This is a genomic window from Ruegeria sp. BG5, assembly GCF_056538425.1.
In genome coordinates this window covers 79,600-99,791 of the sequence record NZ_JBQFTC010000007.1, presented here as the reverse complement: position 1 = coordinate 99,791, position 20,192 = coordinate 79,600, and the positions used below count along the sequence as shown (strand labels likewise).

Here is a 20,192-nt window from a genome sequence, read left to right as displayed (position 1 = left end):
CTTCACCTCAGTACCGGCAATTTGCCAGTTGCGACTGATACAGGTTCGCGCGCGCGTCCACATCGCTGGCCACGTTCAGCAGCCATGATTTCTTGTTGTGGCTGCCGCGGGCAAAGCCCGTATGACCTTCGTGATAGGCCAGATACTGATTGCGCGTGTCGGCGGGGTGGATGCCGTTCCGCTCGTAGCTTTTGTTCATGTACCAGCCAATGAAATCCGACGCGTCGCGAATGCGATCCCGCTTGGCGCGGCGTTTACCGGTTTCGCGCTGGTACTGCTCCCACGTGCCGTCCAGCGCCTGACCGTAGCCATATGCACTGCTTTGACGGCCCATCGGGATCACGCCCAGAACATAGCGATGCGGCGTGCGCGCATCGTGGCGATAGCGGCTTTCCTGATAGATCGTGGCCATCTGAACGTGAACGGGAACGCCCCATTTACGCTCGGTGCTTTTGAAAGCCCGGATATAGTCGGGCTTTTCGCGCGCAATGCTGCACGCGTCGTTCAATCTGCTGGGCGGCTGTTTCGAGCCGCCCCCACAGGATGCCAAAAGCAGCACCCCTAGGAGTACGAAAAGAATTCTGCTCATGTGCCTCGTGCCTTTTTTAGGCATTCTAGCGCAGATTGAGCGCTGAGGAAATCACAATCGCTACAGAATCAGCGCCAGAACAAGGGGTAACGCTGCGACCGACAGCAGGGTCGAGACCATGACCATCCCCGCAACGGCATCTGCGTCGGCCTGAAACCGCTCTGCCAGCAGGTAGGATGTGACCGCGACGGGGGTGCACATTTGCAATATCAGCACGCCAAAGGCGATGGTTTCCAGGTCAAACGCGGACGCTATGGCCCAACCGAGGGCAAAGCACACCACCACTTTCAGGATCGACAGCCAGATGGCTTGTCCCAGACTGCGGGTGGTCAGGCGCGCGATGGCAACGCCCAAAGTGACCAGCATCATCGGAACCGCCATTTGCCCCAGCAAATCCAATGTGTTGGTCAGAAACAGCGGGGTTTCCCAATCCTGCCACAGGAACAATGCCCCAAGCAGCGTTGCCCAAACCATCGGTTGCCTGATGACCTGCCCAAAGGCCCCTTTGCCTGCGACAAGATAAATGCCGTAGGTAAAGGAAAACAGCGCCGTCACCGACAGGAAAATCACGGCATATCCCAGCCCCGCCTGTCCGAAGGCAAAGATGCATAACGGCAGGCCCAGGTTGCCGGTATTGCCAAAGATCAAAGGCGACAGGTAAGTGCGCTGCTCCAGCCTCAGCACCCGAACGATTCCCCAAAACACGACCGCCAGACCAAGGTTGGCGACGATGGCGGCCACGGTGAATCGCGACAGGTCGCCACCCGGTATTTCGGTCTGCATCAGCGCCACGAAGATCAGGCTGGGCACCGCCAGCATCATGGCGAAACGGGTGACGAATTGCAGGCGGTATTCAAACCCCAGCTTGACCCAGGCAAATCCAATGCCCGCCAGAATAAACACCGGCGCGACAATTTCGAACACTGTCAGTAGAAGGTTCACAGACTGTTTCCCTGAATTTCAGATCAATGATTGGATTTTCCGCCCGGAAAGAGGTAGTAACTGCTTTGGGGGCTGAAACAATGCTAAAGACACATGCCAAGTACGGCTTGGGACAAGTAGTGCGACATAAAAAACATCCCTTCCGAGGGGTGATTTTTGACGTGGACGCGGAGTTTTCCAACACCGAGGAATGGTACGAAGCCATCCCCGAAGACAGTCGGCCGATCAAGGATCAGCCGTTCTATCATCTGCTGGCCGAGAATGATCAGTCCTTCTATGTGGCTTATGTTTCAGAACAAAATCTGATCGCCGACCAATCGGGCGAGCCGGTAGAGCATCCCGATATTCCCAATATGTTCGGGCCTTTCGAGGACGGGTCCTACCCGCTGCACTTCCATCTGAACTGATCCACCGGGCCAATCCGGCGCGGACGCTGATGTCCCTAATATCCCAACGCACACCCGTCTTTGCGCGGATCGCTTGCGCCCTCCAACACGCCGTCGTTTCGGATTCGGATTGCCTGCGCGCCGCCAAGTGGGGTTTCTGAAATCTCAACAGTGTGGCCAAGTTGCGACAATTGTTGCGCCACCTGTTCTGAGAACCCGCGTTCCAGTTTCAACACACCCCCGTCGGCAAAGGCGCGGGGGGCATCGATGCTGTCCTGTAGGCCCATGTCGAAATCCGTGAGGTTTGACAGGAAGCGGGCATGACCGGTCGGCTGATAGGCCCCGCCCATAACCCCGAAGGGCATCATCACGCGGCCGTTTTCTTGCAGCATTCCGGGGATGATTGTGTGCATGGGGCGTTTGCCACCGCCCAATTCGTTTGGATGGCCGGGGGTCAGAGTGAAACCGGCCCCGCGGTTCTGCAGCAGAATGCCGTATTTCTGGGATGCGATGCCCGATCCGAAACTGTGGAAGATCGAATAGATCAGCGAAACTGCCATCCGGTCGCGATCGACCACCGTGATGTAAACGGTGTCCTTGTGAATGGCTTCGGTCAGCGGCGCTGCTGCTTGCATCGCGCGTTTGGGGTCGATCATGGCGGCCAGCGATGCGGCGATTTTGGGATCAAGGAACCGTTCCATGCGGGCCATATGATCCGGGTCCGCGATAAAGCGGTTGCGGGCGTCATAGGCCAGTTTGGTGGCTTCGGCCTCGATATGAACGCGCTCAGCCCCGAATAGGTCCATGCTGGCCAGATCAAAATGCTTCAGGATGTTCAGCAGCAGGATGGCCGTCGCCCCCTGACCGTTGGGCGGATGTTCGACCAGATCGATGCCTTGATAGGTGCCGCTCATCGGTTCGGTCACGGTGCATTTCGTGTTCGCGAAGTCATCCGCGCCATGAACACCGCCCAGTTGGGTCAGCGCCGAGAGCATATCTTCGGCAATTTCACCGGTGTAGAAGGCGTCGCGCCCGTGCTTGGCAATCTGGCGCAGAACCTCGGCCTGACCCGGAGACCGGAAGACCTGACCGACCTCTGGAACGCCGCCGTTGATCAGATAGTGCTGCCTGGCGGCCCCTTGCAGGGTGCGCGCGCCGCGTTGCCAGTCAAAAGCGACCCGGGGCGCAACCGGTACGCCGAGCTCGGCATAGTGAATCGCCGGTTGCAGAATGGCGTCCAGTCCCAGACGACCTTCGTTTTCTGAAAGATGACAGAACGCATCCACCGCGCCGGGGATGGTGACGGCGTCAGGGCTGGTCAGAGGTACCGCAGTCAGCCCTTTGGCGCGCAAAGCCTCGGCATCTGCCTGTGCCGGCGCGCGCCCGGAACCATTCAAAGCGCGAATCCTGTCTTCACCTGCCCGGTTGAACAGCACAAAGCAATCGCCGCCCAAACCGGTCATCTGCGGTTCGCAAATGCCCAACAGGATGGCCCCGGCAATTGCGGCATCCATCGCATTGCCGCCCTGACCCAGAATATCCAGCGCCGCCTTTGCGGCCAGAGGATGCGACGTTGCACATATCCCATCGGTTGCCAGAACTTCAGACCGGCCCGGCAGATGCAGATCCCGCATGGTTTTCCTCCTCCCCATCGACGGGTCGAACCTAAGGCGAGGCCTGTGTTTGTCCAGTAATATTAGGGAGAGAAGTTCCTCGGCGCCGTTCACTGGGTGGGGGCTGTGACACTTGGCGCCGAGGGAAGCTATCTGAGCTACAGGTCACTGTATGACGGGGGTTTGCGGCGCGACAATGGTTCGAAAAAGGCCTTATTATGGCTATTGCTTGCCGGTCAGTCTTGCGGATCGAAGTCGAACCGCAGCGACAGGCGATTACATCCGTCCCGCCTTTCATACCAGATATCGCTGGTAAGCTGGTGGATCAGAAACCAGCCGAATCCGCCTTCGGGCAGGTCCTGAACGCCTGTCTCGACCGAAGCAGGAACCCCGTCGGGCAGTTTGTAGCCGGGCAGGGGATTGCCGGTATCGGAAATCAGGATGTCCAGCCGGTTGTGGTCAAGCCTGCAAGTCACCTGCACTTTGGCCGGGGCGATGCCCGCATAGGCATGTTCGACCACGTTGTTGATCGCCTCAGCCAGCGCGATCTTCACATCATCCGCCATATGCGCCGGCAGCCCCTGCCGCGACAGGCCGGTGCTGAGTTGCGAAATTCCCGCGCTCGCTTCGGCCTCAGTGGCTGGGAAGGTCAGTTCAAGGCAGGTTTTGGTCCCAATCGGCTTCACGCAGTCCACTCCGCCCAGATCAGTCGATGGAACCGGCCAGGGCGTCATCCAGGGTGGCAAACAGATTGAACACCGTGTCCATGCGGGTCAGGCGAAACACCTTTTCGACCACCGGTTGCAGCCCGGCCAGATCCAGCCTGCGCCCGGCCCCAAGCTGCTTCATCGAGGCGACAATTGCGCCCAGCCCGCTGGAATCGATAAATTCGACCCCGCCAAGATCCAGCACCACCCGGTTGCATCCCGATTCGGTTGCGCGCCGCATGTCTTCCTTGAACTGAATGGCCATGGCGGCGTCGATCCGGTCGGTCTGGACCGTGATGATCTGAGTCTCACCGGATGTTGTAGTGGTCAGGCCCATGTTTGACCGCCCTCTTTCCTGGAATTGCTTCGTAGAAATACGCTAGACGGCAAATCTTACCATTCGGTATGCAGAAGCCGGAAAATGAACAAAGGAAGACCGTGATGAATGAGGTTGTGATCGCAGGGGCCGCCCGCACGCCGATGGGTGGATTTCAGGGCATGTTCGACGGGGTCGCAGCCGCGGATCTGGGCGGGGCCGCAATTCGCGCCGCATTGGAACAGGCAGGCACCGAAACCGTGGACGAGGTGCTGATGGGCTGCGTTCTTCCGGCAGGGCAAGGGCAGGCCCCGGCACGTCAGGCCGGTTTCGCCGCCGGTCTGGGCCAAGAGGTGCCGGCCACGACACTCAACAAGATGTGCGGATCGGGCATGAAGGCGGCCATGATGGCCTTTGACCAGATCGCACTGGGCCATGCCGACCTGATGGTTGCAGGCGGAATGGAAAGCATGACCAACGCCCCCTACCTGCTGCCGAAAATGCGTGGTGGCGCACGCATCGGGCACGGTCAGGTCGTCGATCACATGTTCCTCGACGGGCTTGAAGATGCTTATGACAAAGGCCGCCTGATGGGCACCTTCGCCGAAGACTGTGCCGAATCCTTCCAATTCACCCGCGAGGCGCAGGACGAATACGCGCTGCAATCCCTATCCAATGCTCTGGCGGCGCAGGACAGCGGGGCGTTCGACGGCGAGATCGCCCCGGTTTCGGTACGCACCCGGAAAGGAGAGGTGATCCAATCGGCGGATGAGCAGCCAAAATCAGCCCGGCCCGAAAAGATCCCAACCCTGAAGCCGGCCTTCCGCAAGGATGGCACGGTGACCGCTGCCAATGCCTCATCGATCTCGGATGGCGCGGCGGCGCTGGTTCTGGCGTCTGCCTCAGCGGCGGAGGCACAGAATCTGTCCGTTCGTGCACGCATCCTTGGCCACGCCAGCCACGCTCAGGCCCCCGGCCTGTTCACCACAGCCCCGGTTCCGGCCGCGCAAAAGCTGCTGGCCCGCATCGGTTGGAGCGTCGAGGACGTGGATCTGTGGGAGGTGAACGAAGCCTTCGCCGTTGTCCCGATGGCCTTCATGCATGAAATGGGCCTGCCCCGCGACAAGGTGAACGTGAACGGCGGGGCCTGCGCGCTGGGCCACCCCATCGGCGCGTCTGGCGCTCGGATCATGGTCACACTGCTGAACGCATTGGAGAAGCGGGGCCTCAAACGCGGCGTCGCAGCGATCTGCATCGGCGGCGGCGAAGGAACGGCCATCGCCATAGAACGCATTTGACCCTTCTTCTTGTTTCAAATACGGCGGGGGTGAATTGAGCCAAAGGCTCAAGAGGGGGCAGCGCCCCCGCCCCCAATAGACAAAAGCGCAACCATGACCGCCGATTACGACACGCTTGCCAAAACCATCGCCGCGCTGACTGAAGGCGAGACCGATCAGGTTGCCTTGATGGCGACCATCGCCTGCGAAGTGCATCACGCCGATGATCGGTTTGACTGGACGGGCTTTTACCGTGTGACTGAGCCCGGGTTGCTGAAGATCGGCCCGTATCAGGGCGGACATGGCTGCCTGACCATCCCGTTCGATCGCGGTGTCTGCGGTGCTGCGGCGCGTACGGGAGAGGTTCAGCTGGTTCCCGACGTAGATGCGTTTCCCGGCCATATAGCCTGTGCCTCCTCCACCCGGTCCGAGCTGGTCTTGCCGGTGCGGGACGCCTCGGGCGAGGTGATTGCGGTGTTCGATATCGACAGTGATCAGCCTGATGCGTTCAACGATGAGGACGCGGATGCGCTGGGCACAATTCTGGGGCGGGTCTTTGGCTGATCGCCACATCCGGTACCGGCTGCCCCGACCCGTCTGACGCCTCTTCACCTCAGGTTCTTTAAACCTGAGCTTGTGCTGCCAAGTATCGGAAAGGTCTGAAAGACCCTTTCTCGTCGGCGGATTCGCGCGCCGTCAAATTGAGAATCTTCCCTGTTTCTGCTATGAATCGACCTGTCGGATTTCTATTTTCACCGGCATTTTTTATTTGTTTCAGGAGTATTTTGTTATGGCAGGTATGCATCACGGCCTTACGCGCCTTGATCAACTCACCAAGGTTTGTCTCAACGGCGCGGGCCCCTCCAGACCCTTTGTGCAGACGCTTGGGCGTCTCAAGCCACCAAACCCGGTTCATATCGTCAAAATCACCCATGCGGATGTGATCCATGCGCTGGACGACTTGTCTCAGTCCATGCGAGCCAAGGAAAACCATGATGGCCCGGCGGATGCGGGTATGACCTTTCTGGGTCAGTTCGTTGACCACGACATCACACTGGATGCGACCTCGGCCCTGGGCACCCGCATCGATCCGGCCACCATCCCGAATGTCAGAACGCCCAGCCTGGACCTCGATTGTGTCTATGGCGCCGGGCCCGAGGCGTCACCGCATCTCTACGGAGCCGGGGATCAGGATCACATGCTGATGTTCGGGCGCAAGGAAAACCATCTGGATCTGGCCCGCACCTGCGCGGGCAAGGCCCTGATCGGTGATCCGCGCAACGACGAGAACATCATCGTCGCACAAGTGCAGGGCATCTTTATCGAGTTGCACAACATCCTGATGAGCAAGCTGAGCGAGGGCGGGTCCGAAGCCAAGGATATTCACGCCTGCGCGCATGAAGGGATCAGTGCCAAAATCTGGAAGGATCACGTATCCCCCGGATTAAGCAACTTTCAGGAAGTGCGGCGGTTCATTCGTCTGCATTACCAGTGGATCGTCTGGAACGAGCTGCTGCATGCCTTCGTCGAAGACAGCTGCCTGACGGCAGCGATGAAACGTCCGATCTTTGGCTGGGATGCGCCGGTCATGCCGGTTGAATTCACCGGTGCTTGTTATCGTTTCGGCCATGCAACGACGCAATTCGAATACAAGTTAAACGCGTCAAGCAACCCCGTCAGCCTGTTCGCAACGCAAGGCTTCGGTCCAAGGGACAAAGCCGCCAATATCGATATGGACTTGTATTTCTCGATGAAAGGCAAGACCGCGTCGCAAAAGGCCCGACCGGTTGGTCCCAAAATGGGCGCGCCGCTGCTGGAGTTGCCCTTTGTCACAGGCCAGATCGCGTTGGAGGATATCGGCGAGACGCTGTCCGAGGCGCAATCCAAAAACCTGGCGCTGCGCAACATGATCCGCGACCGGTACACGTATCAACTGGCCAGCGGTCAGCACTTTGCCGCGCATCTGGGAACCGCCCCCGTTGCCGTGCCGCCAGAGCTTGCCGCCAAAGGGTTCCAGAAAACGCCCTTGTGGTTCTATGCCCTGCAAGAGGCTGAACAGCACGGGCACGGCAAACTCACCGGTGTTGGCGGTCTGATCGTCGCCTCGGTCTTTGCCAATCTTCTGCTTCGGGATCCGACGACCTTTGTGCACATCCCCCACTTCAAACCATGGCCGGGATTTGGTGGCCAGCCGTCCTGTATGGCCGGCATTATTGCTTATGTCGAAGCCAACCGGGGGCATATCCGCGATCCGCACAGTCTGATGTGTGGCTGAAGACGTGTGAAAACCTGTCGGGCATCCGGTGCCCGACAGGTCCAACGATACTGTTACCGGGCTCGATGGGATTGCGTGAAAAAATGCTTTGAAATTTCACGAACCTCTGGCATCGTGAAAAACAGGGAGAAATTTTCACGAGATTCGGAGCGGCCAGTGAACAGCCAAGCCCCCCAAAGCGCCACATTGGGTGCCGATATTCGCGCGCTGCGAAAGGCGCGTGGGTTGACGCTGACCGAAATCGCGGCACGTTTGGATCGCTCTGTCGGGTGGCTCAGCCAGGTTGAGCGCGACAAATCCGACCCGTCGATTTCCGACCTGCGCCAGATTGCGGAATCGCTGGGCGTGCCGATGTCGATGCTGTTTGCGCATTCTGCGGTTCCAAGCGACGAACAAGGCTATGTGGTGCGGGCCGGAACCCGCAGACCCATGGGATCGGGTGAAGAGGGCCTGATCGAAGAACTGCTCTCGCCCGATCTGACCGACGATTTCGAAATGGTGCATTCCACCTTCGAGCCTCGGTCGCAAATGCAAACCCCGGCCAACCGACCGACGCAGGAGGTCGGGTATATGGTATCCGGCCATCTGGACCTGACCATCGGCAGCCGCCAGTTCACGGTGGGACCGGGCGATAGTTTCCGCATCAAGCATGAACCCTATCAATGGGCGAACCCCTATGATGAGCCCGCCGTGGCGATCTGGGTCATCGCCCCGCCGGTGTATTGATGAGAGCGTATTGATGAGCTTTGAGGCCTGGACCATATTCGCGCTGTTCTGGGTGGTGTTCGTCACTACGCCCGGACCAAATGCGGTCAATTGCATCTCGAACGGTATGAGCCTGCCGTTTCCCAAGGCGATGCTGGGGGTGTTGGCGATCCTGACGCAGGCCAGCGCGTTTTTGGTCCTGTCGGCGCTCGGCATCACCGCGCTGATCACGGCGTCTCCGACCGGATTCTTCATCGCCAAACTGGTGGGGGCTGGGTTCCTGATCTGGGTCGGTATCCGTGGCTGGATGAACGCCACCAAGCCCGCGCCTGCATCTGAACGGCCCGCTCGGCATGTCTATCTGCACGCGCTGGCGGTGGCGACGATCAATCCCAAAAGTGTGGCCGGATACCTTGCCGCCTTTTCGCAATTCGTGCAGCCGGCCGTGCCGATCTGGCAGCAAATGGGGGTCATCATGCCCACCGCGCTGGTCATCACCACGCTCAGCTATACCGGGTTCACCCTGCTGGGCGCGCTGATGGGCAAGGCGGCGCTGGGCGCGGTGTTCAACATCTGGGTGCGCCGGATCATGGCCACCTGTTTCATCATTTACGGCGTGTTGCTGGGGACCAGCTCCACGCCCGTTGCAAGGGGGTAGTCACATGCATAACGGTTCCTGCCTGTGCGGCGCGGTCGCCTTTACCATCGATGGGGATCTGTCGCCGCCTTCGGCCTGCCATTGCGGCCAGTGCCGCAAGCAATCGGGCCATATCTGGTCCTCGACCTGGACCCATCAGGATAACCTGAGTTTCACCGCCAGCGACACGCTGCGCTGGTTCAGCGCCTCGGACATTGCCCGGCGTGGGTTCTGCGCCCAATGCGGCTCGTTCCTGTTCTGGCAGCACAATGACGAGGACACGATTTCGATTTCCATGGGGGCGTTTGATGAGCCCACCGGATTGATGCTCTCGCAGCATATCTTTGTCGCCGACAAGGGCGATTACTACGACATCACGGACGATCTGCCCCAACGGGCACAGTAACAGGGATCAAGACGAATGAGTGACTTTCCGACAAAAGCCCGCGTGGTTGTTATCGGTGGCGGTGTGGTGGGGACCTCCTCGCTGTATCATCTGGCCAAGAAAGGCTGGACCGACTGCGTTCTGCTGGAAAAGAACGAACTGACCGCCGGGTCTACATGGCACGCGGCGGGCAATGTGCCGACCTTCTCGACCTCATGGGCGATCATGAACATGCAGCGCTATTCGACCGAGCTGTATGCGCGTCTGGGCGAGGAAGTCGATTATCCGATGAACTATCACCAGACCGGGTCCATCCGTCTGGCGCATTCCAAGGAACGCGTGCAGGAGTTCGAGCGCGCCTGTGCCATGGGCCGCTATCAGGGCATCGAGATGGAGATGTGGACGCCCGAGCAGGCCAAGGAGAAATACCCGTTCCTGGAAACTCACGATCTGGAAGGCGTGCTGTTCGACCCCAGCGATGGTGATATCGACCCGGCGCAGCTGACACAGGCGCTGGCCAAGGGCGCACGCGACATGGGCGCGAAAATCCTGCGCTTTACGCCCGCAACCGGCGTGACACAGCATGAGGATGGCAGTTGGACCGTCAGCACCGAAAAGGGCGATATCGACTGCGATTACGTGGTCAACGCCGCCGGGTATTACGCGCAGCGTGTCGGTGAATGGTTCAAGCCCTATGGCGGGCGCACCGTGCCGATGATGGTGATGAGCCACCAGTATCTGCTGACCGAGGAAATCCCCGAGATTGAGGCTTGGTCGAAGCAATCCGGCCAGAAGCTGCCGCTGCTGCGCGACGTGGATGTGTCCTATTACCTGCGTCAGGAAAAGCACGGCTTTAACATCGGCCCGTATGAGCCCAACTGCCGCGCACATTGGGAAACCGATTCCGACCCGATGCCCGACGATTTTAGCTTCCAGCTCTGGTCCGACGATCTGGACCGGATCGAAGACATCGTGGCCGACGCGATGGAGCGTGTGCCGCTGTCCGGTGAGGCCGGAATCTCGCGTATCATCAACGGCCCGATCCCCTATGCGCCTGACGGTCTGCCGCTGATCGGCCCGATGCCCGGTGTGAAGAACGCGTTCGAGGCCTGCGTCTTTACCTTTGGCATCGCGCAGGGCGGTGGTGCTGGCAAGGTGCTGGCGGAATGGATCGTCGATGGCCACACCGAATGGGATATGTGGTCGGTCGATCCGCGCCGTTACACCGACTACACCGATCACGATTACTGCGTGAAAAAGGGGATTGAGGTTTACGGCAACGAATACGCCATGCACTTCCCCCACCACGAATGGCCCGCCGCGCGCGACAAAAAGCTGTCGCCGGTGCATGACAAGGTCAAGGAACTGGGCGGTGTCATGGGCGCCTATAACGGCTGGGAGCGCGCCAACTGGTTCGCGATGCCGGGCGACGACACCTCGCTTGAGGCGACGCACACATGGGGCCGGTCCGGTCCGTGGGAGCAGCGGATCAAGGAAGAATGTGAGGCCGTGCGCGACCATTGCGGTGTGCTGGACCTGCCTGGCTTCTCGCGCTTCATGGTCAAGGGCGAGGGTGCCGCCGAGGCGCTGCGCGGTCTGGTCACGGGCGGTCTGCCCAAGGCGGGCCGGATGAACCTCGTCTACGTTTCGGACGACCGGGGCCGCATCCTGACCGAGATGTCCTGTATCCGTCTGGGCGAAGATGAGTTCGTGATGATCACCGCCGCCACGGCGCAGTGGCATGACCGCGATATCCTGCTGAAGGCGATGCCTGCCGGGGTGTCGGTCGAGGATGTCACCACCACCCGCGACACGCTGATCGTGACCGGCCCGAAATCGCGTGAGATCCTGTCGGGTCTAACCGATGCGGACCTGTCCACCGGATGGTTGACCCACCAGTCCGCTACCGTCGCCGGACAACCCGCCTATCTGATCCGCGTGTCCTTTGCCGGTGAACTGGGTTGGGAGGTTCATGCCCTGAACGAGCATATGCCCGCGATCTACGGTGCGATCATCGACGCCGGGGCCAAGCCGTTTGGCATGTACGCGCTGAACAGCTTGCGTATCGAAAAGGGATACCGCGCGTGGAAAGGCGATCTGTCGACCGATTACTCGCTTCTGCAAGGCGGGCTGGGGCGGTTCGTCAAGCTGGACAAGCCGCAGGACTTCCCCGGCAAGGCGGCGATCCTGAACGAAAAGCAGCAGGGCGTGAAGAAGTCGTTCGTTACCCTGACGGTCGAAGCCGGTGAGTGTGACGCGCCCTATATGTCCTGCATCTGGCAAGGCGATCAGATTGTGGGTGAGACGACCTCGGGCGCATGGGGTTATCGCGTGGGCAAATCCATCGCGCTGGGCATGATCAGGACCGAGCTTGCCAATCCCGGCACCGAGCTTGAGGTCGAAATCTACGGTCAGAAACACCGTGCCGTGGTACAAGAGGACCAACCGCTTTGGGACCCCGAGAACGAGCGGTTGCGCGCGTAACCCCGTACGGAGATCGCCATGAGCAAACGATACGCCAAACTGGGGCCCGGAGAGGGTCCCAACTATGACTGGGAAAACGACCACACCTTCGTGAAGGTGTCGGGTCAGGACACCGGTGGCGCATATACGCTCATGGAAGACAATCTGAAGGCCAGCTTCGCGCTTGGCCTTCATCGCCACGACAGCCATGCCGAGACCTTCTATTTTCTGGAAGGTGCGGTGGATTTCTACGTCGATGGCGACTGGCATCGGTGTATGCCGGGCACGACGATGCATGTCCCGCCCGGGGTGCCCCATGCCTGCCGGGTGGCCGATGCGGCCCCCGCCAGAATGCTGATGATCTTCCAACCCTCGGGCTTCGATGGCTTTCTTGCGGAACTGGCCGGGATGGATGAGGCTGACTTTGCCGATGAGGCCAAAATGGCCGCGCTCAACGCGCGGTACGACATTGTGCCGATGGGTCCGGTTCCGGCGCATCCCGATGCTGCGGGCTGACAGATGAATTTGCCCGAAACCATGTCCGGCGTTTACCTGACCCGTCACGGCGGGCCAGAGGCGCTGGAATGGCGGCAGGATATTCCCGTTCCTCAACCCGGTCCGGGGCAAGTGCTGGTGCGTGTCGCGGCTGCCGGGGTCAACAACACCGATATCAACACGCGGGTTGGCTGGTATTCCTCGGACGTCACAAGCGCCACAGGGGAGGTCGATCAGGATGTCGAGGCCGGCGGCTGGGGCGGTGCGCTGCACTTCCCTCGGATTCAGGGCGGTGATCTGTGTGGCATCGTCGAAATGGTTGGCGCGGGGGCAGGGTTCAAGCCGGGTCAGCGCGTGACTTGTCCGATCAACCTGCCGCGCCCACGTCCGGGTCATCCGCACGGGTTCATCGCCCTGGGGTCCGAGATCGATGGCGCGTTTGCGCAATATTGTCTGGTTGAGGCGGATGATCTTTATGACGTCAGTGCCTCGCCCCTGTCAGATGTGGAAATCGCCGCCATTCCCTGCGCTTTCGGCACCGCCGAGAACCTGCTGACCCGGGCGGGTGTGACTGCGGGCCACAAGGTCCTGATCACCGGCGCATCGGGCGGCGTTGGACTGGCCGCCGTGCAACTGGCCAGCCTGCGGGGCGCGTCGGTCTGGGGCGTGACCAGCGCGGCCAAGGCGGATGTGGTGAAAGCGCAGGGTGCGGTCCAGACATTTGACCGGGATGCGGCATTGCCCACCGACATGTTCGATGTTGTTATCGACGTGGTCGGTGGTCCGGCTTGGGCGGCGCTGATCCTGGCGCTGAAACCCGGCGGGCATTATGCCGTTTCGGGCGCGATTGCCGGTCCGATGGTTCAGGCCGATCTGCGCGACATTTATCTGCGCGACATTACCATCCACGGCTGCACCCATCAGTCCCCCGAGGTGTTTGGGCGTTTGGTCGAGTTGATGAATGCAGGGCGTATCAAACCGTTGATTTCCCGCACATACCCCTTAAAGGACATCATCACGGCGCAAGAGGATTTTCAATCCAAAGCGCTGCCTGGAAAACTGGTGCTGATCCCGTAAGGAGCTGGAAACATGGCCGATATCACCCTTCTGGATGGCTCGATCGGGCAAGAGCTGGTGAAACGCAGTGGAAAACGCCCCACGCCATTGTGGTCGACACGGGTGATGATCGATCACCCCGAACTGGTCCACGACGTTCATGCCGAGTATTTCCGGCGCGGCGCGACCGTGGCAACGACCAACACCTACGCCGTTCATCGCTCGCGTCTGGTGCGGGAAGGGATCGAGGATCAGCTTGCAACCCTGGTTGAAACAGCCGTCGCGCAGGCCAATGCCGCGCGACAGGGTACGGCAGGGCGGGTGGCCGGATCGCTCGGCCCGCTTCTGGCAACCTACCGGCCTGATCTGAAACCTGACCCCGAGGATGCGGCACAGAAGTTCGGCGAACTGGTCTCGTTGATGGCTAATAACGTGGACCTGTTTCTGATCGAAACCGTGTCTTCAGTGCTCGAGGCCGAAGGCACCCTGCGCAGCACGGAAGGCTGCGGCAAGCCGGTGTGGCTGGCCCTGTCGGCCATGGATGATGACGGCACGCGGTTGCGCTCGGGCGAGGCTTTGGAGCTGATCGCGCCTTTGGTCGCGCAGTACCAACCGCAGGCTTTGCTGATCAACTGCACCCGGCCCGAGGCTGTTCCCGCGGCACTGGACATCCTGTCCGGTATGGGGCTGCCCTACGGTGCCTATGCCAACGGTTTCACCCATATCGCCGACGGGTTTTTGCAGGATGCGCCAACCGTTGACAGCCTTCAGCAGCGCCATGACCTTGGCCCCGACGCCTATGCAGATCACGCGATGACTTGGGTGGAACAGGGGGCCACGATTGTTGGCGGATGCTGCGAGATCGGCCCGGACCATATCGGGGCACTGGCCCACCGCCTTGTGGCTGCCGGTCATCAGATCGTCTGAACCGAATGGGGGCTGAATGAAAAAGAAAAACAATTCAGCTTCGGCGGATCAGACCGCTGACCCGATCCATTTTGACATTCTGGTCGCGCCCGGATTTGTGCTGCTGGAACTCGCGTCACTGGTGGATGTTCTGCGCATTGCCAACCGGGTGAGTCCGACGCCGCCATTCTCGTATAGCTACCGATCTCTGCGCGGCGATGCCGTGGCCAGCAGCAGCGACGCGACCGTCGCGACCGAGGTCGTGTCGGCGCACCCCAACGCGGCTTATCTGTTCGTTATCGGCAACTCGAACCCGGACCACCCGGATCTGTCCCTGGGGCGGATCGTCTCGGACTATACCTATCGCGGTGCGCAGGTCTTCCTGCTGGCCGAAGCCGCCAGCCGGTATATCGACGAACAGGGCACTGCGGATCTGGCAACCCATTGGGAAAACGCCTCTTTCCTGCGTGAACGCGGCGCCCGTTTCGAGGCTACGCTGTCCATCGCCACCGAACGGGGCGGGGTGGTGACCTGCGCCGGTATGAGCGCGACCACCGATATCGCCCTGTCTGTGATCGGTCGCCATATCTCGGGCCCGACACAGATGACCGTGGCCGACATCATGCTGCACGAGAACATTCGCGACTTTGCGTCGATGCAACCCTTCTCGGGCGCGAAAACCACGGCAACAGGCGATGCCAAGCTGGATCAGTGCATCAAGCTGATGCAGGCGAATATCGAGGACCCTTTGCCCATTCACGAACTGGTGGACGCGCTTGGCATTTCGAACAGATCGCTTGAGCGGAAGTTCAAGGCCTTCTTCGGCACCACACCCAACGGGTTCTACCGTGAAATGCGATTGGCCAAGGCCAACAACCTGCTGCTGAACACCACCATGAGCGTCCGCGAAATCGGACTGGCCTGCGGGTTCCCGAACGGATTCTCCTCGGTCTACAAAAGTTTCTTCGGCGTAACGCCCTTCGTGATGCGTCGGCAAAAGAGACAATCCGCCCAAAGATGATTTTTGCGGATGCGGTGACGTTTTTGATGGATTCTGTGTCGATCTTTCGTGTCATGCAGATGAAAACCTGACAAAGCGGAGTCGTCAAAATGGTTGATCTTCCCAACAAGGCCCGCGTGGTCATCATCGGCGGTGGCGTCGTCGGATGTTCGGTCGCGTATCACCTGACCAAGAAAGGCTGGAACGATGTTGTTCTGCTGGAACGCAAGCAACTGACCAGCGGCACCACATGGCACGCGGCGGGCCTGATTGCGCAGCTGCGCGCGACGGCCAACATGACCAAGCTGGCGAAATACAGTCAGGAGCTTTACGGCGCGCTGGAAGAGGAAACCGGCGTTGCCACCGGGTTCAAGCGGGTCGGCTCGATCACCGTGGCCCTGACCGAAGAACGCAAGGAAGAGATCTATCGTCAGGCCGCCATGGCCCGCGCCTTTGGTGTCGAGGTCGAGGAAATCTCGAACGAGCGCGTGCAGGAGATGTACCCGCATCTGAATCTCGACGCTGTCACAGGTGCCGTTTACCTGCCGCTGGACGGGCAGGGCGATCCGGCAAACATTGCGCTGGCGCTGGCCAAGGGCGCGCGGCAGCGGGGCGGGATCGTCAAGGAGCGGATCAAAGTCACCGATATCGTCAAACAGGGCCGCAAAGTTACGGGTGTGGACTGGGTTGCGGATGACGGCAGCGCCTCGGGTCACATTGAATGCGACATGGTGGTGAACTGCGCAGGCATATGGGGGCACGAGGTTGGCCGCATGGCCGGCGTGAACGTGCCGCTGCACGCGTGTGAACACTTCTACATCGTCTCGGAGCCGATCGACGGCCTGACCCCGTTGCCGGTGCTGCGCGTGCCGGACGAATGCGCCTATTACAAGGAAGACGCGGGCAAGATGATGCTGGGCGCGTTCGAACCCAACGCCAAGCCCTGGGCGATGGATGGCATCCCCGACAGTTTCGAGTTTGACCAACTGCCCGAGGATTTCGACCACTTTGAGCCGATCCTTGAGGCCGCCTGCGAGCGGATGCCGATGCTGGCCGAGGCGGGGATTCATACCTTCTTCAACGGCCCGGAATCCTTCACGCCAGACGACGCCTATCATCTGGGTCTTGCGCCCGAGATGGACAATGTCTGGGTCGCCGCCGGGTTCAACTCGATCGGTATCCAGTCCGCCGGTGGCGCGGGTATGGCGCTGGCCGAATGGATGGACAGCGGCGAGAAACCGTTCGATCTGGGTGACGTGGATATCAGCCGGATGCAGCCGTTTCAGGGCAACAAACAGTACCTGTTCGAGCGCTCGAAAGAGACGCTGGGCCTGCTTTACGCCGACCACTACCCCTATCGCCAGAAGGCCACCGCACGTGGCGTGCGCCGGACACCGTTCCATCACCACCTGAAGGAACACGGGGCCGTGTTCGGAGAAATCGCGGGCTGGGAACGCGCCAACTGGTTTGCCAATGAAGGGCAGGAACGCGAATACCAGTACAGCTGGAAGCGCCAGAACTGGTTCGAAAACTCGGCAGCCGAACACCGTGCCGTGCGAGAGAATGTCGGCATGTATGATATGTCGTCCTTCGGCAAAATCCGCGTCGAAGGCCCGGATGCCGAGGCGTTCATGAACTATATCGGCGGCGGTGATTACGCGGTGCCCAATGGCAAGATCGTCTACACCCAGTTCCTGAACCGCTCGGGCGGGATCGAGGCGGATGTGACCGTCACCCGCCTGACCGAGACCTCTTATCTGGTCGTTACCCCTGCGGCGACGCGTCTGGCCGATCAGACCTGGATGCAGCGCAATGCCGGTGGTTTCAACGTGGTCATCACCGATGTCACCGCAGGCGAGGGCGTGCTGGCCGTCATGGGCCCCAATGCGCGCGCGCTGCTGGAAAAAGTCTCTCCGGCCGATTTCTCGAACGCGACCAACCCGTTTGGCACCGCGCAGGAAATCGAGATCGGCATGGGCCTGGCCCGCGCCCATCGCGTGACCTATGTGGGTGAGCTTGGGTGGGAGGTTTATGTTTCCTCCGACATGGCGGGCCATGTCTTTGAAACTCTGCATGAGGCCGGTCAGGACATCGGGCTGAAACTGTGCGGTATGCACATGATGGACAGTTGCCGGATCGAAAAGGGCTTCCGCCATTTCGGTCATGACATCACCTGCGAGGATCATGTAGTTGATGCGGGCCTTGGCTTTGCCGTCAAGGTCGATAAGGGCTGCGACTTTATCGGGCGCGAGGCTGTGATCGTGCGCAAGGAAAGCGGGCCGAAAAACCGTCTGGTGCAGTTCAAGCTGACCGATGCAGAGCCATTGCTGTTCCACAATGAACCAATCATCCGCGACGGCGAATATGTGGGCTATCTGAGTTCCGGCAACTACGGCCACACGCTGGGCGGAGCCATCGGCATGGGTTATGTGCCCTGCGAGGGCGAGAAAGCGGCGGATGTTCTGGCCTCAACCTACGAGATCGACGTGTGTGGTGTGAAGGTGAAAGCCGAAGCCTCGCTAAAGCCGATGTACGACCCGAAATCCGAGCGTGTGAAACTGTGACGAAGGGGGCAGGGGGCTCTGCCCCCGCCGCCCGTTCGGGGCGACTCCCCCGAGGTATTTATAGCCAGATGAAGCAGGGGATCCGCTCTTCATCTGGCCAAAAATATCTCGGAGTGCGAGGCAGAGCCTCGCATTCGCAACAGCGCCTTTCGCGCGCCGTACGTGGGCGACCCATCACAATTCGTTATATGGGACTTCACGGTTTTCAGAGTTTTCAAGCGCCGCTGATCTGCCGTAAACCGGTCCGGTATCAACCGGAGTTCCCCCGTGGCAGACACGCCCGTACCTTCCCAGAACGTGGACACGCCCAAGGGGCTTGCTCTGGCTGTCACGGCCTATGTTTTGTGGGGGTTTCTTCCGCTTTACATGAAGGCGCTGGATCATCTGGGCCCCTTTGAGGTGGTGGCGCATCGTGTGATCTGGTCAGTGCCGGTGGCGGGGTTGTTGCTGGTTGCTCTTGGACGCACGCGGGATTTGAAGGCGGCGCTTGGCAATCCCAAGATGCTGGGCATGGCCGCTGTGACGGCAGCGCTGATTTCCATTAACTGGGCGATCTATGTCTGGGCGATTTCAACCGGCCACGCGCTGGATGCCGCTTTGGGGTACTATATCAACCCGCTGTTCAGTATCGCACTGGGTGCCCTGCTGTTGCGAGAGTCGCTGACGCGTACGCAATTGCTGGCCATCGGTCTTGCGGCGTTGGGCGTTGTGGTTCTGGTTCTGGAAGCCGGGCGCCTGCCATGGGCTGCGCTGAGTCTGATGGTGACCTGGGGCTTTTATGCGTTTTTCAAACGATCTTTACCGATTGGCCCAAATCAGGGTTTTCTGCTTGAGGTTCTGATCCTGCTGATCCCCGCGCTGGTCTATGTGACCTGGCTGGGTGTTCAGGGCTCGGGCCATTTTGGAGTGAGGCTGTCGGACACGCTGTTGCTGTCCTGCGCAGGGGTCGTCACCGCAGTGCCGCTTTTGGTCTATGCCAACGGGGCCAAGCTGGTGCGCCTGTCGACGATGGGAATTCTGCAATATATCGCACCCACGATGATCTTCATCACGGCTGTAACCGTGTTCGGAGAACAGATCGACCGGGGCCGCATGATCGCCTTCCCGCTGATCTGGTCGGCTCTGGTGGTGTATTCGATCCCGATGATCCGGCAGGCGCGGGCTCAGGCCTGAAGCAAAAGCCGTGCGGCTTTGTCGGCCCAGATCGCATAGGCTTTGGGGCTTGGATGGTACCCGTCCGGCGCAGCCAGTGCCGGATCGTCGGGTAAGTCCAGTGTCAGATGCTTGAGTTGCGGGTGGGCCGCTGCGACCTGTTGCAATCCGCGATCCAGCCGGGCGGATTGGCGCCCCAGAACCCAGGCCAGAGGATGTGGCAAGGCGGGAAAGCGGTGCATCTGGGGAACGCCGGTCACCACAACCTTGCGCGCGCCAAACCGTTGCGTCAGCAGTTTCGCCAACTGGTTCTGCCGGTCGAGGAAGCGACGGTATGTAACCCCACGGGTCACGTCATTGACCCCAAGCGCGGTGACGACGGCGTCGAATTCGCCCTGAATCCCAAGCAGGCGGTCGATCGTGTCCTGGGTCGTGTGCCCCGTCGTGGCCTCCAGCCGCCATTCGACCGAGTGATGCCGGGACAGTCGGTTCACCAGTTGACCCGAAAGCGCCTGATCCTGCGTGCCCGCACCGACCCCGGCGGCAGAGCTGTCACCCGTGATCAACAGACGCAGACGCGGCCCGCGCCCGGTGCGCCCTTCGCGCGGCCCGATGGGTTCGGGCAACATCTGGGCCTTGCGGCGCACGGTCAGCCCTTGAACTGCCAGAACAGGCAGCAGAGGCAGGCGCAAAATCTGATCGGCGGCAATCGGGTTTGGCATGT

Annotated in this window: 20 protein-coding genes; 14 read left to right on the top strand and 6 right to left on the bottom strand. The window is 60.4% G+C overall.

Annotated features, from left to right (window positions below; translation table 11 throughout):
* Positions 1-7: 7 nt before the first annotated feature.
* Complete coding sequence (locus ACR0KX_RS18115) at positions 8-589, bottom strand: transglycosylase SLT domain-containing protein (protein WP_170455203.1); 582 nt, start codon at positions 587-589, stop codon at positions 8-10.
* Between the two features lie 60 nt (positions 590-649).
* Positions 650-1,531 (bottom strand): AEC family transporter, encoded by an 882-nt coding sequence (locus ACR0KX_RS18110; RefSeq protein ID WP_480708659.1) that lies wholly within the window; start codon positions 1,529-1,531, stop codon positions 650-652.
* Between the two features lie 80 nt (positions 1,532-1,611).
* Between ACR0KX_RS18110 and hspQ the strand changes: the two genes are divergently transcribed.
* Entirely contained in the window at positions 1,612-1,938 is a 327-nt protein-coding gene (gene hspQ / locus ACR0KX_RS18105; RefSeq protein ID WP_170455199.1) for a heat shock protein HspQ, read from the top strand.
* A 35-nt stretch (positions 1,939-1,973) separates the two neighbouring features.
* Here the strand turns inward: hspQ and ACR0KX_RS18100 are convergent, their stop codons facing one another.
* From ACR0KX_RS18100 to ACR0KX_RS18090, 3 genes are all read right to left on the bottom strand, one after another.
* Positions 1,974-3,551, bottom strand: a complete 1,578-nt coding sequence (locus ACR0KX_RS18100) for a gamma-glutamyltransferase family protein (RefSeq protein ID WP_480708658.1) — start codon at positions 3,549-3,551, stop codon at positions 1,974-1,976.
* A gap of 215 nt (positions 3,552-3,766) precedes the next feature.
* Entirely contained in the window at positions 3,767-4,216 is a 450-nt protein-coding gene (locus ACR0KX_RS18095; protein WP_480708657.1) for an ATP-binding protein, read from the bottom strand.
* A 19-nt stretch (positions 4,217-4,235) separates the two neighbouring features.
* Complete coding sequence (locus ACR0KX_RS18090; protein ID WP_170624586.1) at positions 4,236-4,574, bottom strand: STAS domain-containing protein; 339 nt, start codon at positions 4,572-4,574, stop codon at positions 4,236-4,238.
* Positions 4,575-4,678: 104 nt separating this feature from the next.
* On the opposite strand from ACR0KX_RS18090, the gene ACR0KX_RS18085 reads away from it, so the two are divergent.
* The 13 genes from ACR0KX_RS18085 to rarD all read left to right on the top strand — a co-directional run bounded on the left by ACR0KX_RS18085 (position 4,679) and on the right by rarD (position 19,489).
* A complete protein-coding gene (locus tag ACR0KX_RS18085; RefSeq protein ID WP_170523895.1) occupies positions 4,679-5,851 on the top strand; it encodes an acetyl-CoA C-acyltransferase in 1,173 nt (390 codons plus the stop codon).
* A 93-nt stretch (positions 5,852-5,944) separates the two neighbouring features.
* Positions 5,945-6,394, top strand: coding sequence for a GAF domain-containing protein (locus ACR0KX_RS18080; RefSeq protein WP_170624584.1), 450 nt, complete (start codon positions 5,945-5,947; stop codon positions 6,392-6,394).
* A gap of 226 nt (positions 6,395-6,620) precedes the next feature.
* Positions 6,621-8,105 (top strand): peroxidase family protein, encoded by a 1,485-nt coding sequence (locus ACR0KX_RS18075; RefSeq protein WP_170624582.1) that lies wholly within the window; start codon positions 6,621-6,623, stop codon positions 8,103-8,105.
* Positions 8,106-8,261: 156 nt separating this feature from the next.
* On the top strand, positions 8,262-8,831 hold the full coding sequence (locus ACR0KX_RS18070; protein WP_170455187.1) for an XRE family transcriptional regulator: 570 nt from the start codon (positions 8,262-8,264) through the stop codon (positions 8,829-8,831).
* A 13-nt stretch (positions 8,832-8,844) separates the two neighbouring features.
* Positions 8,845-9,468 (top strand): LysE family translocator, encoded by a 624-nt coding sequence (locus ACR0KX_RS18065; protein WP_480708656.1) that lies wholly within the window; start codon positions 8,845-8,847, stop codon positions 9,466-9,468.
* Between the two features lie 4 nt (positions 9,469-9,472).
* A complete protein-coding gene (locus tag ACR0KX_RS18060) occupies positions 9,473-9,853 on the top strand; it encodes a GFA family protein (RefSeq protein WP_170624577.1) in 381 nt (126 codons plus the stop codon).
* Positions 9,854-9,868: 15 nt separating this feature from the next.
* Complete coding sequence (locus ACR0KX_RS18055; RefSeq protein ID WP_170455181.1) at positions 9,869-12,316, top strand: GcvT family protein; 2,448 nt, start codon at positions 9,869-9,871, stop codon at positions 12,314-12,316.
* 18 nt (positions 12,317-12,334) lie between these two features.
* Positions 12,335-12,811 carry a cupin domain-containing protein gene (locus ACR0KX_RS18050; RefSeq protein WP_170624575.1) on the top strand — a complete coding sequence of 159 codons (477 nt, stop codon included), beginning with the start codon at positions 12,335-12,337 and terminating at the stop codon, positions 12,809-12,811.
* Positions 12,812-12,814: 3 nt separating this feature from the next.
* Positions 12,815-13,867: an alcohol dehydrogenase family protein gene (locus ACR0KX_RS18045; RefSeq protein WP_480708655.1), complete on the top strand. Its 1,053-nt coding sequence runs from the start codon at positions 12,815-12,817 to the stop codon at positions 13,865-13,867.
* Positions 13,868-13,879: 12 nt separating this feature from the next.
* Positions 13,880-14,773, top strand: coding sequence for a homocysteine S-methyltransferase family protein (locus ACR0KX_RS18040; RefSeq protein ID WP_480708654.1), 894 nt, complete (start codon positions 13,880-13,882; stop codon positions 14,771-14,773).
* A gap of 16 nt (positions 14,774-14,789) precedes the next feature.
* Positions 14,790-15,773 carry a GlxA family transcriptional regulator gene (locus ACR0KX_RS18035; protein WP_480708653.1) on the top strand — a complete coding sequence of 328 codons (984 nt, stop codon included), beginning with the start codon at positions 14,790-14,792 and terminating at the stop codon, positions 15,771-15,773.
* A gap of 89 nt (positions 15,774-15,862) precedes the next feature.
* Complete coding sequence (locus tag ACR0KX_RS18030) at positions 15,863-18,316, top strand: GcvT family protein (protein ID WP_170624569.1); 2,454 nt, start codon at positions 15,863-15,865, stop codon at positions 18,314-18,316.
* Positions 18,317-18,583: 267 nt separating this feature from the next.
* Entirely contained in the window at positions 18,584-19,489 is a 906-nt protein-coding gene (rarD, locus tag ACR0KX_RS18025) for an EamA family transporter RarD (RefSeq protein WP_170523928.1), read from the top strand.
* Here rarD and ACR0KX_RS18020 read toward each other — a convergent pair.
* The gene (locus tag ACR0KX_RS18020) at positions 19,480-20,190 is read right to left on the bottom strand and encodes an SGNH/GDSL hydrolase family protein (protein WP_170523931.1); all 711 of its coding nucleotides are present in this window, start codon (positions 20,188-20,190) and stop codon (positions 19,480-19,482) included. The genes rarD and ACR0KX_RS18020 overlap by 10 nt on opposite strands.
* Positions 20,191-20,192 lie beyond the last annotated feature (2 nt).

Excerpts from the sequence above, each read along its gene's own strand:
- ACR0KX_RS18080 (WP_170624584.1), top strand. The coding sequence starts at position 5,945 with ATGACCGCCGATTACGACACGCTTGCCAAAACCATCGCCGCGCTGACT.
- hspQ (WP_170455199.1), top strand. The coding sequence starts at position 1,612 with ATGCTAAAGACACATGCCAAGTACGGCTTGGGACAAGTAGTGCGACAT.
- ACR0KX_RS18085 (WP_170523895.1), top strand. The coding sequence starts at position 4,679 with ATGAATGAGGTTGTGATCGCAGGGGCCGCCCGCACGCCGATGGGTGGA.
- ACR0KX_RS18090 (WP_170624586.1), bottom strand. The coding sequence starts at position 4,574 with ATGGGCCTGACCACTACAACATCCGGTGAGACTCAGATCATCACGGTC.
- ACR0KX_RS18065 (WP_480708656.1), top strand. The coding sequence starts at position 8,845 with ATGAGCTTTGAGGCCTGGACCATATTCGCGCTGTTCTGGGTGGTGTTC.
- ACR0KX_RS18040 (WP_480708654.1), top strand. The coding sequence starts at position 13,880 with ATGGCCGATATCACCCTTCTGGATGGCTCGATCGGGCAAGAGCTGGTG.
- ACR0KX_RS18060 (WP_170624577.1), top strand. The coding sequence starts at position 9,473 with ATGCATAACGGTTCCTGCCTGTGCGGCGCGGTCGCCTTTACCATCGAT.
- ACR0KX_RS18030 (WP_170624569.1), top strand. The coding sequence starts at position 15,863 with ATGGTTGATCTTCCCAACAAGGCCCGCGTGGTCATCATCGGCGGTGGC.
- ACR0KX_RS18050 (WP_170624575.1), top strand. The coding sequence starts at position 12,335 with ATGAGCAAACGATACGCCAAACTGGGGCCCGGAGAGGGTCCCAACTAT.
- ACR0KX_RS18035 (WP_480708653.1), top strand. The coding sequence starts at position 14,790 with ATGAAAAAGAAAAACAATTCAGCTTCGGCGGATCAGACCGCTGACCCG.
- ACR0KX_RS18045 (WP_480708655.1), top strand. The coding sequence starts at position 12,815 with ATGAATTTGCCCGAAACCATGTCCGGCGTTTACCTGACCCGTCACGGC.
- ACR0KX_RS18115 (WP_170455203.1), bottom strand. The coding sequence starts at position 589 with ATGAGCAGAATTCTTTTCGTACTCCTAGGGGTGCTGCTTTTGGCATCC.
- ACR0KX_RS18075 (WP_170624582.1), top strand. The coding sequence starts at position 6,621 with ATGGCAGGTATGCATCACGGCCTTACGCGCCTTGATCAACTCACCAAG.
- ACR0KX_RS18100 (WP_480708658.1), bottom strand. The coding sequence starts at position 3,551 with ATGCGGGATCTGCATCTGCCGGGCCGGTCTGAAGTTCTGGCAACCGAT.
- ACR0KX_RS18055 (WP_170455181.1), top strand. The coding sequence starts at position 9,869 with ATGAGTGACTTTCCGACAAAAGCCCGCGTGGTTGTTATCGGTGGCGGT.
- ACR0KX_RS18020 (WP_170523931.1), bottom strand. The coding sequence starts at position 20,190 with ATGCCAAACCCGATTGCCGCCGATCAGATTTTGCGCCTGCCTCTGCTG.